The sequence below is a fragment of the Glycomyces amatae genome, assembly GCF_020991375.1.
Lineage (GTDB): Bacteria > Actinomycetota > Actinomycetes > Mycobacteriales > Micromonosporaceae > Glycomyces > Glycomyces amatae.
Window position 1 is genome coordinate 1 of the sequence record NZ_JAJLQZ010000006.1, and the last position, 13809, is coordinate 13809.

12 protein-coding genes are annotated in these 13809 nt (G+C 73.4%); 4 read left to right on the forward strand and 8 right to left on the reverse strand.

Annotation, left to right across the window (positions count from 1 at the left end):
- The 8 genes from ccsB to LO763_RS11150 form a co-directional block, all read right to left on the reverse strand.
- On the reverse strand, positions 1-963 hold a 963-nt coding region (ccsB, locus tag LO763_RS11115), incomplete at its 3' end, for a c-type cytochrome biogenesis protein CcsB (protein WP_230602056.1).
- Positions 960-2552 carry a cytochrome c biogenesis protein ResB gene (resB, locus tag LO763_RS11120; RefSeq protein ID WP_230602057.1) on the reverse strand — a complete coding sequence of 531 codons (1593 nt, stop codon included), beginning with the start codon at positions 2550-2552 and terminating at the stop codon, positions 960-962. The genes resB and ccsB, both read right to left, overlap by 4 nt.
- Positions 2549-3331: a cytochrome c biogenesis CcdA family protein gene (locus tag LO763_RS11125; RefSeq protein ID WP_369431966.1), complete on the reverse strand. Its 783-nt coding sequence runs from the start codon at positions 3329-3331 to the stop codon at positions 2549-2551. Before LO763_RS11125 ends, resB begins: the two co-directional genes overlap by 4 nt.
- The gene (locus LO763_RS11130) at positions 3328-3486 is read right to left on the reverse strand and encodes a hypothetical protein (protein WP_230602058.1); all 159 of its coding nucleotides are present in this window, start codon (positions 3484-3486) and stop codon (positions 3328-3330) included. The genes LO763_RS11125 and LO763_RS11130 overlap by 4 nt, the downstream gene beginning before the upstream one ends.
- On the reverse strand, positions 3487-4086 hold the full coding sequence (locus LO763_RS11135) for a TlpA family protein disulfide reductase (RefSeq protein ID WP_230602059.1): 600 nt from the start codon (positions 4084-4086) through the stop codon (positions 3487-3489). It abuts the gene before it with no gap.
- Between the two features lie 23 nt (positions 4087-4109).
- The gene (locus LO763_RS11140; protein WP_230602060.1) at positions 4110-4763 is read right to left on the reverse strand and encodes a histidine phosphatase family protein; all 654 of its coding nucleotides are present in this window, start codon (positions 4761-4763) and stop codon (positions 4110-4112) included.
- A complete protein-coding gene (hemL, locus tag LO763_RS11145; protein ID WP_439650284.1) occupies positions 4760-6073 on the reverse strand; it encodes a glutamate-1-semialdehyde 2,1-aminomutase in 1314 nt (437 codons plus the stop codon). The genes LO763_RS11140 and hemL overlap by 4 nt, the downstream gene beginning before the upstream one ends.
- 64 nt (positions 6074-6137) lie before the next feature.
- Positions 6138-7727, reverse strand: coding sequence for an adenylate/guanylate cyclase domain-containing protein (locus tag LO763_RS11150; RefSeq protein WP_230602062.1), 1590 nt, complete (start codon positions 7725-7727; stop codon positions 6138-6140).
- Between the two features lie 683 nt (positions 7728-8410).
- Between LO763_RS11150 and LO763_RS11155 the strand changes: the two genes are divergently transcribed.
- From LO763_RS11155 to LO763_RS11170, 4 genes are all read left to right on the forward strand, one after another.
- Positions 8411-9298, forward strand: coding sequence for a lytic transglycosylase domain-containing protein (locus tag LO763_RS11155; protein WP_230602063.1), 888 nt, complete (start codon positions 8411-8413; stop codon positions 9296-9298).
- A 70-nt stretch (positions 9299-9368) separates the two neighbouring features.
- On the forward strand, positions 9369-10394 hold the full coding sequence (locus tag LO763_RS11160; RefSeq protein WP_230602064.1) for a GNAT family N-acetyltransferase: 1026 nt from the start codon (positions 9369-9371) through the stop codon (positions 10392-10394).
- 163 nt (positions 10395-10557) lie between these two features.
- The gene (locus tag LO763_RS11165; protein WP_230602065.1) at positions 10558-12327 is read left to right on the forward strand and encodes a potassium channel family protein; all 1770 of its coding nucleotides are present in this window, start codon (positions 10558-10560) and stop codon (positions 12325-12327) included.
- A gap of 114 nt (positions 12328-12441) precedes the next feature.
- Positions 12442-13677 carry a trypsin-like serine peptidase gene (locus LO763_RS11170; protein ID WP_230602066.1) on the forward strand — a complete coding sequence of 412 codons (1236 nt, stop codon included), beginning with the start codon at positions 12442-12444 and terminating at the stop codon, positions 13675-13677.
- Positions 13678-13809 lie beyond the last annotated feature (132 nt).

Here is a 13809-nt window from a genome sequence, read left to right on the forward strand (position 1 = left end):
GGAGTGGAGGCCGTCGAAGATGAGGTTCACGGCGGTCAGGTTGAAGAGCATCACCGCGTAGCCGAGGATCGCGATCCACGGCGCGTTCGCCTTGGCGCTGCGGCCCGAGACGCGGGCGTGGAGGTAGGCCGCGTAGACGACCCAGGCGATGAAGGCCCAGACCTCCTTCGGGTCCCAGGCCCAGTAGCGGCCCCACGCGAGGTGCGCCCAGACCGAGCCGGCGATGATGCCGAAGGTCAGGAGCGGGAACGCGAAGACGTGGATCTTGAACGTGATGCGCTCCAGCGCGGTCGCGTCCGGGAGGCGCTCGGCGATGCTGAGCGGGAAGCGGACGGCCTTGCCGTCGGAGACCTGGCGGTCGTGGCGGCGCTTCATCAGGTGCAGGATCGCGAAGACGCAGCCGATCAGGAGGATGCCGGAGGCGACGATCGCGGCCGTGACGTGGATGATGATCCAGTACGAGTCCAGGGCCGGGACCAGCGGTCCCGCCTCGGTGTAGACGCGGACCGAGGTGCCCAGGACCATCGTCACCGCGAAGGCGGCGAACAGGCCGAGGCGCCGGGGCACGGTGCCGCGCGAGACGAGGACCAGCCAGGTGACCATGCCCGCGAGGGCGACGCCCACGGTGTACTCGAACATGTTGCCCCACGGCCACCGTCCGGTGTAGACGACGCGGGTGACGATGCTGGCGGCCAGCGCCGCCGTGCCGAGGAAGGTCAGGACCAGGCCGATCCGGCCCGCGCCGCGCGCCGCGGCGGGGCTGATGGGCGGCTCGGCGGGGGCGTCGGTCTCGGCGGTCCCGTCTGCGCCGTTCTCGTTCGCGGCGCCGACGGCCGCGAGGGCCTTGGCGCGCTTGGGAGCCCGCTTGTCGAAGGCGTACTCGACGGCGTAGGCGAACATCGCCGCCGCGTAGACGACGATGGTGGCGACGAACAGCGCGTTCGCGGTTTCGGCACCGGTCATGGCTGACTCCCGGTCGGTCGGTCGGATTCGGGTCGCGGCGGCTCGAAGCCCGGTGCGATCTCGGCGGTCAGCGCGTCGCACTCCTCGTCGAGTCCGTCGTAGTCGTTGCGGTTGAGGCCGGCGGTCTCGACGGTCCCGTCGGGGTTCCACCGGATCCAGTAGCGCCTGCGGCGCACGGCGAGCGCGGGCAGGAGGCCGCCCAGGAGCAGCAGCGCGCCCGCGAGGACGATGGGGCCGCCGGGGTCGTGGCGGACCTGGAGGACGGCGTACTGCTCGACGCCGTCGAAGGCGAGGCTGGAGCCGTCGGGCAGGGTCATGGCGTCGCCGACGCCGATGACCTCGACCTCGTCGTTGACCTGCTCCAGGGCGCCGGAGGCGATCTGGTCCTCGTTGATCGAGTAGACCGACTCGGGGCGGCCGTCGGCGAGCCCGAGGTCGCCGGTGTAGGCGGTGAGGGCGAGGACGGGGTTGTTCAGCTCGGGGTCGGCGCCCAGGAGCATCCCGGTCGAGTCGTCGTAGGTGGGCACGAGGATCGCGTCGAAGCCGGCCTCGGCGTCCTCGTCGACGGTCCCGGTGCCGGGGTTGTAGTTCGCGTCGGGGAACTTGAAGGCGCCCTCGGAGTTCAGGGCCGCGTCCATGGCCAGGAACTCCTGGTGGAGGGTCTGGGTCTGCCCGTAGCGGTCGGTGTAGGTGACGACGGCGGTGTAGCCGTGGCCGATGAGGAAGACGTTGGTGCCGTCGATGTTCAGCGGGCGGTTGACCTCGAGGTCGTAGCCGCCGGTCGCGGCCTCGGTCTCGTACGTGACGTCGGCGTCGTAGGCGGTGGGCCCGCCGTTGGTGAACTCGGCGTCGAACGCGTTGAGGGTCAGGCAGAACCGGGGCAGGGCCGTCTCGTCGACCCAGGCCCCGAGGCCGTACTCGTCGTACTGCTGGAGGTTGTTGCAGTAGGTCTTGTCCTCGGAGAGGATCCGGTTGCCGTACCAGCTCATGAGGCTGCCGGCGGCGACGCCGACGAGGATGAAGATGATGCTGGTGTGGAACAGGAGGTTGCCGCTCTCGCGGAGGTGGCCCTTCTCGGCGGCGATGGTGACGGTGCCGTCCTCGGCCTCGCGCACGGTGGTGCGCCAGCGGCGCTGCTTGAGGACGGCGCGGGCGAGGGCCTGGTTGGCGTCCTGCTCGAGCACGCGGTGGTGGGGCAGGATCGACATCCGCCGGGGCGCGTCGGGGACCGCGGCGCGCAGGGCCTTCCAGTGGACGCCCAGGCGCGGCACGATGCAGCCGACGAGACTGACCATGAGCAGCAGGTAGATCGCGGAGAACCACGGCGAGGTGTAGACGTCGAAGGCCCACACCCGGTCGAGCCAGGGCGCGAGGTCGGGGTGCGCGTCGTAGTAGTCGGCGACGTCGACGGCGCTGATGGACCGCTGGGGGAAGGTCGAGCCGGGGATGGCGGCGAGCGCGAGCGCGAGCAGGAGCAGCAGGGCGGTGCGCATGGAGGTGAGCTGGTGCCACCAGCGCCTGGCGAAGGCGCGGGCCCGCTTGGCGGGCGCGGGGCGCTTGCGGGGCGGCGGGGCGAGGGTGGCGGTCACAGGACGCTCACCCCGGCGCCGACGGTGGCGCGCAGCCAGTTGGTGAACTCGGTCCAGGCGCCGGTGGCGAGCATGAGGCCGACGGCGACGAGCATGGCGCCGCCGGCGATCGAGATCGCCCGGCCGTGGCGCTTGAGGAAGTCGAGGGCGCCGGCGAGGCGGTGCATGCCGACGGCGAAGAGCACGAAGGGCGCGCCGAGGCCGGCGCAGTAGGCGATCATGAGGCCGACCCCGCGGGCGGTGCCGTCCTGGACGACGGCGAGGCTGGTGATGGCGGCGAGCACCGGCGAGGTGCAGGGGATCCACGAGAGCGCGAAGACCGCGCCGAAGAGGGGGGCGCCGGCGAGGCCGACGGCGGGGCGCCACTTGGGGGCGAAGCCGCCGCGGGCGGGGACGAGGCCGATGAACATCAGGCCCATGGCGATCATGACGATCCCGGCGACCGTCTCGAGCACGTCGGTGTTCTGGAGGAGCGCGCGTCCGGCGCTCTGGAGGGCGAAGACGACGGTGGTGTAGACGGCGGTGAACCCGGCGACGAACAGGAGCGCCCCGGTGAGGATGCGTCCGGTGCGGCGGCGGGTCTTGACGGCGCCGGCGTCGGAGGCGCCGGTTCTGGCAGCACCGTCGAGTTCGGTGCCGCTCATGCCGGTCACGTAGGAGACGTAGCCGGGCATGAGGGGGAGGGTGCACGGGGAGGCGAAGGAGACGAGCCCGGCGAGGGCGGCGACGCCGAAGGCGAGCAGCAGCGGCCCGGAGGCGGCGGTCTCGGCGGGGTTCACTCGGTCTCCTCGCGCGGCGCGGGCTCGGCCTCGGCGGCGGGGTAGAGGCGGCGCTTGACGAGCGCGCCCACCGCGACGGCGCTGACGGCGAGGGTGCCGGCCATGACCGCGCCCTTGGCGGCCTTGCGGAGGGTGGTCTTCCTGGGGGTGGGCATCTACGTCTCCAGTGCCTGCTCGACGTCGGCGATGATGGTCTCGGCGTCCTTGAAGTCGCTGCGCCAGATGGAGAAGACGCGGTGCTCGGCGTCGATGACGATGGTGGCGGGGATGTCGGTCGGGGAGAGCCCGTAGTCGACGAACCGGTCCGCGACGCGGCCCGCCGGGTCGGAGATCGAGGGGTACTCGATGCCGTAGCGGCGCTCGTAGGCGAGGGCGGCGTCGTCGGTGTCGCGGATGTTCACGCCGAGGAACCGCACGTCCCGGCCCTCGCTGCGCCCCTGGCCTTGCTCCGCAAAGTACGCGGCGGCCTCGGCGAGGAAGGGGGCCTCGGCCACGCAGGGCGGGCACCAGGAGCCCCAGAAGTTGACGACGAGGACCGCTCCGGCCCAGTCGTCGGTGTCGACCTCGGTGGTGCCGTCGACGGCGGTGCCGGTCAGGCGGGGGGCGTCGAAGCGCTCGCCCGGGTCCTCCCACCGGTAGTTCGAGCCGTCGCCGGAGACGAACCGGTCGCGGTTGATCTCGTTGACGCGGTTGGTGTTCTCGCCGCCGGTCTCGGAGCAGGCCGCGGCGGCCAGCAGCGGCAGCGCTGCCAGCATCGACCTCCGCCGCAGGCCCATCCCTAGGCGCCCTTGGCCTTCCGAGCGGACTCGGACTTGAGGAGCAGGTGCCCGGCGGGCTCGGAGTACTCGATGCGGGTGAGCGACTCGTGCTCGTAGTGGAAGCTGGTGAGGGACGCGAGGGAGCATTCGCGCCGGCGCGGGTCGTGCCACAGGTGCTTGCGCTCGGCGAAGCGGCGGGCGATCCAGATGGGCAGCTGGTGCGAGACGAGGACGGCCTCGGCGCCCTCGGCGGCGACGCGGGCCTTGTCGACGGCGTCCATCACGCGGCGGGCGATGTCGAGGTAGGCCTCGCCCCAGGAGGGGCGGAAGGGGTCGCGCAGGCGCCACCAGTACCGGGGGTGGCGCAGGGCGCCGTCGCCGACGCCGACGCGCAGGCCCTCGAAGGAGTTCCCGGACTCGATGAGGCCGTCGTAGGTGACGGTGTCGAGGCGGTGGGAGGCCGCGATGGGCTCGGCGGTCTCCTGGGCGCGCTGGAGGGGGGAGGCGCCGACGTGGACGACGTCGCGTCCGGAGAGGCGCTCGGCGGCGGTCAGCGCCATCTCCCGGCCCAGCTCGGACAGGCCGAACCCGGGGATGCGTCCGTAGAGGATGCCCTCAGGGTTGTGGACCTCGCCGTGGCGCAGGAGGTGGACGATGGTCGTGGAGCCGCTCATGAGCGCACCTTAGCCGCGGCTTCGGCGGCCGGTCGCATGGCCTGTGCGATGTGTGACAGGGCTTCCTCGTCGATCGCGGCCGAGGTGAACCAGCATTCGTAGGCGCTCGGCGGCAGGTACACGCCGTGGTCGAGCATGGCGCGGAAGAACGCGCCGTACGCCTCGGTGTCCTGCTCCTTGGCCTCGGCGAAGTTCGTGACGGGCCCTTCGGTGAAGAACACCGAGAAGAGGTTGGAGGGCGCCGAGACGCAGTGCGGGACCCCGGCCTCGGTGAGCGCTTCGCCGGCCATCCGCTGGAGTTCGGCGGCGGTGGCGTCGAGGCGGGCGTAGACGGCGTCGTCGCAGGCGCGGAGGGTCGCGAGCCCGGCGGCGACGGCGAGCGGGTTCCCCGAGAGGGTCCCGGCCTGGTAGACCGGCCCGGCGGGGCTGATGCGCGACATGAGGTCGGCGCGGCCGCCGAACGCGGCGGCGGGGAGGCCGCCGCCCATGACCTTGCCGTAGGTGTAGAGGTCGGCGGGGGCGGCGAGGCCGCCGGGGCCGACGCGGAAGCCGGTCATGACCTCGTCGGAGATCAGGAGGGCGCCGCGGGCGTGCGCGACGGCGTACAGCTTCTCGTTGAAGCCGTCGAGCGGCTCGATCGCGCCCATGTTGCCGGGGACGGCCTCGGTGATGACCGCGGCGATCTGCCCGGGGTGGGCGGCGAAGGCCGCTTCGACGGCGTTGACGTCGTTGTAGGGCACGACGATGGTGTCGGCCGCGGCCGCGGCGGGCACGCCGGGCGAGTCGGGGTGGCCGAGCGTGGCGACGCCGGAGCCGGCCTCGGCGAGGAAGTAGTCGGCGTGGCCGTGGTAGCAGCCGGCGAACTTGACGATCTTGTCGCGGCCGGTGGCGGCGCGGGCGAGGCGCACGGCGCTCATGGTGGCCTCGGTGCCGGAGGAGACGAGGCGGACCATCTCGCAGGGGGTGCGTTCGACGATGAGCTCGGCGAGCTCGATCTCGCCGACGGTGGGCGCGCCGTAGGAGGTGCCGCGGGCCGCGGCGGCGGCGAGGGCCGCGACGACGTCGGGGTGGGCGTGCCCGAGGATGAGCGGCCCCCAGGAGCCGACGAGGTCGATGTAGGTGTTGCCGTCGATGTCGGTCATGCGGGCCCCGGAGGCCTCGGCGATGAAGACGGGGTCGCCGCCGACGCCGCGGAAGGCCCGCACGGGCGAGTTGACGCCGCCGGGGACGACGCGGGCGGCGCGCGCGATGGCGGCGGCGGAGGCAGTTCGGGTCGGTCGCCTGTCAGTCACGGCCTCAGCATCGCACACGCGGGCCGGGGCGGCCCGGATCGGCCCGCACCGCTATGAGGCGGCACGGGCCGGTCCGGGCGCCTCAGGCGACCGCGCGCAGGCGCGTGCCGTCGATGCTGACCGGCCGCACCAGGCGCTCGGCGAAGTCCGAGCTCATCGCCCCGCGCAGGCCCCGGCTCCGGGGGGCGCGCTGCGAGTCCGGCCCGACCAGCAGCCACCGCACCGGGGCGGGCACGCGGTAGACGGCCCGGTCCATCGCGGGCCGCTCGATCACCACCAGCGCGACGTCGACCAGCTCCACGAGCGCCTCCAGGCTCCCGTCGCGCGGGCGGCACAGGTCGAGCACCTCGTCCACGGTCGCCCCCGCCGAGCGCCCGGCGAGCTCCAGCAGCACCGCGCGCGCGGGCCCCGAGATCGACCCCACCGCGGCGTCCACGGCCTCCCCGAGGCCGCCGCGGCCGCCGAGCGCGGCCACCGGGTCGTCGGTCAGGCGCCGCAGCGCCACCGCCGGGGACGCCAGCGCGCAGAGCTCGGCCACCGCCGCGAGCGCGGGCACGAAGCCCTCGACGGCCGCGGCGAGCCCCCGGCAGTCGGCGGCGTCCCACGGCGCGCCGCGCTCCTCGCAGTACCCGGCGAGGATCGCGGCGGCGGCGTCGGGGGGCGGCAGGGCGAGGGTGCGCTTGGCCTCGCCGCGCAGTTCGAGCGGGCGGGCGCCGACGGCCAGGATCGCGAGGTCGGGGCAGTCGTGCAGGAGCCGGTCGACGTCGGAGGCCGCCGAGCGCGTGACGTCGTCGAGGACGAGGAGGGCGCGGGCCTCGCGGAGCCGGTCGACGGCGGTGTCGAGCGCGGGCCGCATCGCCTCGGGCCGGCGCCCGAGGGCGGCCAGGAGCGCGCCGCCGAGGTCCTCGCCGGCGCGGCAGTACCAGACGCCGCCCTCGTAGAACGCGAGCCGACGCCGGGCCCAGGCCTTGGCGAGGGTGGTCTTGCCGCACCCGTCGAGGCCGGTGAGGGTCACGAGGCGGTGGGCGGCGAAGGCCCGGTCCAGTTCGCGCTCCTCCCCCGGCCGCTCGACCGGGGCCTTGAGGTCGGCGGGCAGGTGGTGGGTCAGGGGCCGCACCGGCGGCGGCGGGAAGGCGCTCGGCAGCCCCGGCGCGGCGAGCTGGACCAGTTCGGTGGCGCCGGGCAGGCCGCGCAGCTCGAAGTCGCCGAGGCGGCGCACCGCCGACGGCGGGAGGCCGGCGGCGGCGGCGCAGGCGGCCGAGGCGAGGATCTGGTCGCCGTGCGCGGCGGAGCAGATCCGGGCGGTGCGGTGGACCTCGGGCGTGGCGTACCCGCCGGCCGAGGGCCAGGCCTCCCCGGTGTGCAGTCCCATGCGGACGCGCGGGCGCAGCGCCCCGGCGTCGGCTCCCAGGTGCGGCCAGTCGGCCTCGCGCAGCGCGGTCTGTATCCCGACGGCGGCGGCGCAGGCGTCGGCCGCGTCGTGGAAGGCCACGAAGAACGAGTCCCCCTCGGTGTCTATCTCGACCCCGCCGGCGGCCCTCAGCACCTCGCGGACCAGGGCGCGGTGCCGGTGGAGGACGACGCGGTAGCGCTCGGCGCCGAGTCCGGACGCCAGGCGCGTCGACCCCTCGATGTCGGTGAACATGAAGGTGACGTCTCCGGCGGGCAGCAAACGGCTCGGAGCGGACCGGGCGCCGTCGCCGCGGTCCGCGATTCGACCGGCCACATCGGACGAAGCCCGATACTCCGGTCCGTCGTCCCCGAGGGGCGGGGCGAAGGGTGTCAGTGCGGCGTGCGAAGCCGTAGTCGTGTCCACGTGTCGATCAACTTTCGTTCAGCCCCCGTATGCCGGGCTGTGGCGCGCTGGTGCGCGGGCACAATGCCCAGCGGCCTCACAGTGTCTCCCCCATCTCAGTCGGTTACCTGACGTGATGGGAATCGGCACCCGGTCTGACTCCGTCTCCTGCCGAAGACGGGTCCGTGAGACCCCTTTCGACGTGGGTTTGCTCGTGGCAACCACCGATCCGATAGGGAGAACGATCCTGTCGCCCGCTGGTGGCGGGCTTTTCGGGAATTGTTGGCGCTCAGGCGTTGCCCACGGGAATGAAACTAGGGAATACTCGCTTTCAGTCCGGTGGCGCGAACGGCCGCGTCCCGGAGGACGGGAAAGCGGCCCGGCAGCGCCCACCCCCGTCGGGGCCGCGGCGCGGCGAAAGGGTGCATACTGGGCACTCCGACACCCCGCCGTCCGCACCGCCCCGGTCGCCCCGCGCCGCTCGGAGCCGGGACGACGCCCCTGAACACGCCGCGCCCTGCGGCGCCCCGCCCCCGACCGAGAAAGGACGACCCTCCCCCGTGTGGTTCGCGCTCCTCCTCCGCCGCGTCGCCGCGCTCCCGGCGCGCGCCCTCAAAGCCCTCTGGCGGGCCCTCAAGGCCGCCGGCAGGGGCCTGCGGGCCGCCTGGCGCGGCCTGCGCGCCCCGGCCGGGCGCCTCGGCGTCCAGGTCGCCGTGACGGCCCTGGCGCTGGCGGCGACGCTCACCGCGGGCTGGTTCCTGGTCCCCGGCGCGGGCCCGGCCTGGTCGTTCGGCACCGAGCCGAGCCCCGAGGCCGAGGAGGCGCCGCTCGTGCTCACCCCCGAGAACGCGCCCGCCGCGGGCCTGCCCGCCGAGACCGGCCCGGTCGGCGAGACCGGTGGCGAGTGGCCCACCGGCACGCCCACCGAGGCGGCCGCCTCGGACGCCGCGGGCGGGACGACCGGCCTCGAGTCGTGGGCGCAGCGCCTGTCGGCCCTCGGCATCCCCCAGCGGGCGCTGGTCGCCTACGGCAGGGCCGAGCTGGTCTCGGCCGCCGAGAACCCCGGCTGCAACCTGCCGTGGACCACCCTCGCGGGGATCGGCGCCACCGAGACCAACCACGGCACGACGGGCGGCAACAGCATCCAGGCCGACGGCACCACGATGACCGAGATCATCGGGTCCGGGTACGCCGAGATGGGCCCCATGCAGTTCCTGCCCAGCACCTGGGAGCACTGGAAGGCCGACGGCGACAAGGACGGGGTCTACAACCCGCACGACATCGACGACGCCGTCACCGCCGCCGCGAACTACCTCTGCCACGGCGGCCGCGACCTGACCACCCCGACCGGCTGGTACGAGGCCGTGCACAGCTACAACCCCCGCGACGACTACGTTCAGAAGGTCTTCGACCGGGCGGACGAGTACGGCAGGCAGAGCACCGTCTGACACCGCCCTCGCGGCTGCGAACTGTGAGGTAGGGGTTCCTTTCGGTGATGATTTCGGGTAAGGATAAGAGATGCCCCTGAAGCAGCTCGCCCCCGGCGAGATGACGGCCGACGACCTCCGGGACTGGTGCTCGGTCCTCAACGACATGACCGCCGCCGACATGCCCGCCGAACCGCGCTGGCGCACCGACCGCCTCCGCGACTACCTCCTCGGGTCCCTGCCCGACGACCGCCGGTACCTGTTCCTGGACCGGGACGGCGATGGCGACCTCGTCGGCCACGCCAGCCTGATCCTGTTCGGGGGCGAGCAGGCCGGCACGGGCGTGGTGGAGATGTCCACGCGGCCCTCGGCGCGCGGGAAGGGCGTCGGGACCAGGCTCCTGCGCGCGGTCGCCGAGTGCGCGCAGGCGAACGGCTGCCGGACCCTGTCGGTCGAGGTCATCGCCACGACCCCGGCGGTGGGCTTCTACGACCGGCACGGCTTCGCCCGCGCGGTCGTCGAGCAGCGCCACCTGCTGCGGTGGGCCGAGATCGACTGGGAGAAGATCGAGCACGCCGCGGGGCGCCTCGCCGCGGGCTACCGGCTCGAGTACCACGCGGGGGGCGTGCCCGACCGGCTCCTGGACTCCTACGCGGAGGTCAAGGCGAACCTGCGCTCGAGCACGGGCGACGTCGCGTTCGTGCCCGAGTGGCGCGGCTCGGCGTACGCCCCGGCCCTGCGCGACTCCTTCGCGGTGCTGGCCGAGCGCGGGATGCGCTCGCACATCGCCGTGGCCGTCGCCGAGCCCTACGGGCAGGTGGTGGGCCTGACCGAGCTCGTGGTCTCGGCGCAGCGCCCGACCCGCGCCGACCAGTACGACACCGTCGTGGCCCCCGGGCACCGCTCCTACGGGCTGGCGATGTCCATGAAGGCCCGGCTGCTCACGGAGCTGCGCCGCGCCGAGCCGCAGCTGGTGGACGTCCAGACGTGGACGCTGGAGACCGCCGACGACGTCCGCTGGATCAACGCCGAGCTGGGCTTCGCGCACGACGTCGACTGGTACGACTACGAGGCCGACGTCGACAAGCTCCTCGAGCGCCTGGCCCGCCGGGCCTGAGGCGGCGCGGCCCGGAGGCTCCCGCACCCGCCCCGTCGACAGCGGGCCTGGGCGCGGCCTGAGGGCCCGGGGACCGCCGGGAGGGCCCGGACCGGACCGTTCGGAGGGCCCGCGGGAAAACCATGGGACGCAACTGTTTGTGAACGTTCCGTACACTATTCACATGCACCCCCGGCACGCCCGCTACGACGACGGCGCCACCGAGCGCCGCGTGATCGTGGTGGGCGACAACGGATTGACGCTCCGCTTCATCAAGCACCTCATCGAGCGCTACGACTTCCGGGTCATCGCCGTCTTCCCCGAGGGGCCCGGCGGCCAGCGCGACGAGATCCGCAAGGAGGCCGAGGGCAACCGGAACCTGGTGGTGTTCACCAGGCCGCGGGTCACCGCCGACACCATCCGCGAGGCCGGGCTCACCGACGCGTACGCGGTCGCCCTGATGGACCAGAACGACGTCGGGAACCTGCACCTGGCGCTGAAGATCCGCGAGATGTCGTACTACCTCGGCGACGAGACGCTGCCTCGCCTGGTCATCCGCATGTACAACAACGGCCTGCGCGACAACATCCAGAAGCTCCTGGGCGACGACGAGGACGGCGTGTTCGTCGAGTCGGACGCCGAGATGGTCGCCGACACGTACGCGCTCGCCGCGCTCCAGCAGCTGCCGCCCGGCGACATCGAGATCTGGGGGCGCCGGCTCTACCTGTCGCGGCGGCGCGAGGAGCGCGTCGACGCGCAGTGGCTGGTCGCCAGCGGCAACCGGATCGGCGTCGAGCTCATCGCCGACGACGAGGCCGAGGCGCTGCGGTACCTGTGCCTGGCGCCCGACCGCCGCCCGGCCCGGCTCGGGCCGATGGGGAGGAACGCGGCGCGGGTCGCCAAGGAGTCGGCGAGCGCGCTGCGCGGCATGCTCAACAAGAGCCTCATGGGCATGTCGATCGCGCTGCTGGTGGTCTTCGTGTTCGGCTTCGTGGTGCTGCTCAACGACCTCAGCGGCGTGAGCCGCCCCACCGGCGAGGGCGACGTGTTCTACCTCCTCGCGCTCCTGGCCGGCGGCGGGATCGACCCGGACATGGGGGCCAGCGGCCTGCTCAAGACCACGTACGCGGTGATGACCCTGTCGGGGTCGCTCCTGATCCCCTTCGCCACCGGCGCCATCGTCCAGGCCGTCGTCGACCGCCGCTACGCCCTCAGCGAGGGCCGGCGCGTCAGGCGCGTGCGCGACCACGTGATCGTGGTCGGCCTGGGCAACATGGGGACCCGCGTGGTCGCGAAGCTCCGCGAGCGCAAGATCCCGGTGGTCGCGATCGAGCAGAACCGCGACGCGATGGGCGTGCGGGCCGCGCGGGCGGCCGGCGCGCAGGTGCTCTTCGGCGACGCGAGCAACGAGGAGCTCCTCAAGGAGGCCGACATCGCGCACTGCCGGTCCCTGGTCGCGATGGCCAAGCAGGACACGGCGAACCTGGAGGCGGCCCTGTCCGGCCTCAAGTGCAACCCGTCGCTGCGCACGGTCATGCGGATCTACGACCCCGAGTTCGCGCACCTCATCCGGCAGAACCTGAACAAGGCGGCCGAGCCGCAGGAGGCCCCGCCGCACGCCTCCTACAGCGCCCCCGAGGTCGCCTCGGCGAGCTTCGCGCAGCGCCTGACCGACGACAAGGTGCTGGTGACCATCCCGGTGCGCGGGCACATCGCCTACATCGAGGCGTTCGAGATCGGCGCGGGCTCCCGGCTGGACGACACGGGCGCGCACCGGGCCACGAAGATCGGCTCGCACCGGCTGCTGGCCGTCCGGCGCCCCGGCGGCAGCGTCCGGTGGGAGCCGGACGCCGGATTCAGGCTCAGCGCCGGGGACACGCTCCTGGTCGTGGCGACCCGCAAGGGCCTCAACGACATCCTGGAGGCCTGCCGCCCCGCCGGGGCCGGCCGGTAGGCGCCGCCGGGTGTGACGCCCGCCGTCCCCTTTCGAGTGACGCAACTTCCGCCCGCCTCACTCGTTGAACGGTCGACACATCTCTCACGAAAGGGGCCGGCCGTGGCGGCGAGCGTGCGGAATCCACGAACTGGGCAGGGGGCCGAACGCGGGCGCCGCAAGCTCGTCCTGGCGGCGACGGCCGGGGCCCTCGCGGTCGGCGCGGCCGCCGTGGTGGTCCCGACCGCGTTCGCCGAGGACGACCCCCTCGGCGCGGCCGTCCACGAGGCGGTCGAGATCCTGCCGGTCGACGACGACGTGCTCGGCCTGGTCGACGTCGGCGAGGTCGAGGAGCTGGCCGAGTCGCTCACCTACGCCGACACCGGCGACCTCCTGAAGGTCTCCGGGCCCGACGCGGGCTACGTCAAGGTCCACTTCGAGCGCCTGCTGCTGAACGCCGGCGACTACCTCACCGTCTCCAACCCCGACGGGACCGAGTCGTACCGGTACGAGGAGTCGATGGTCGACCAGTGGGCGACCTCGATCACCGGCGACACCGCGGTCGTGGAGCTGCACCGCGGCGCGGGCAGCCCCGACTCGACCGCCCTGGGGGTCGTGATCGACAGGGCCGCCTACGGGTTCGCCGCCGACGTCGTGGACCGGCTGGTGGAGGAGCGGGCCGACCGGGCCCGGCCCGAGGAGAGCATCTGCTCGGGCGACGAGAAGAAGGCCTCGGCCTGCTACCGGTCCTCGTACCCGGACGTGGTCGAGCACGCCGAGCCGGTGGCGCGGCTGCTCATCGACGGGACCGTGCTGTGCACGGCGTTCCGGGTGGGCGAGCAGAACCGGCTGCTGACCAACCACCACTGCTTCACCGAGACGTGGGAGGCCCAGCAGACCGAGGTGTGGTTCGGGTACGACTGCGTCGCGTGCGGATCGGCCGCCACGAACATGCCGGTGAAGGTCAACGGGTCGCGGGTCCTGGCGACCTCGAAGCCCCTGGACTACACGCTGTTCAGCGTGGACGACTTCTCGCGGATCGAGCGGTTCGGGCACCTGGAGCTGTCGGACCGGCCCGCCGAGCGCGGCGAGGCGATCTACATCCCGCAGCACCCGTCGGGGCGGCCCATGGAGATCGCGATGAAGTCGTCGGCGGACGGCGGCAACTGCGTGGTCAAGAACGCCGTCTACGACGGCTACGTGACCGGCAGCGACGTCTCGTACTACTGCGACACCGAGTTCGGGTCCTCGGGCTCGCCCGTGCTGTCGCGGGACACGCACGAGGTCGTGGCCCTGCACCACTTCGGCGGCTGCCCCAACTCGGGGGTCAACGCGGGCCTCATCAAGGAGGAGATCGCCCGCCTCATCTAGGCCGCGAACGCCCGGCGCCGGACATGCCGGTGGGGGCGGGCCCGGAGGCCCGCCCCCACCGGCATGTCGCATCCGTCGGGCGCTGCCGGCACGGGGGCGCCCGATTCGCCGGGCGCTCCGTTCGCCTTCGCC

Bases quoted from the DNA above. Each gene is read 5' to 3' on its own strand.
- LO763_RS11130 (WP_230602058.1), bottom strand. From the start codon at position 3,486: ATGCCCACCCCCAGGAAGACCACCCTCCGCAAGGCCGCCAAGGGCGCG.
- LO763_RS11135 (WP_230602059.1), bottom strand. From the start codon at position 4,086: ATGCTGGCAGCGCTGCCGCTGCTGGCCGCCGCGGCCTGCTCCGAGACC.
- LO763_RS11140 (WP_230602060.1), bottom strand. From the start codon at position 4,763: ATGAGCGGCTCCACGACCATCGTCCACCTCCTGCGCCACGGCGAGGTC.
- LO763_RS11160 (WP_230602064.1), top strand. From the start codon at position 9,369: ATGCCCCTGAAGCAGCTCGCCCCCGGCGAGATGACGGCCGACGACCTC.
- LO763_RS11165 (WP_230602065.1), top strand. From the start codon at position 10,558: ATGCACCCCCGGCACGCCCGCTACGACGACGGCGCCACCGAGCGCCGC.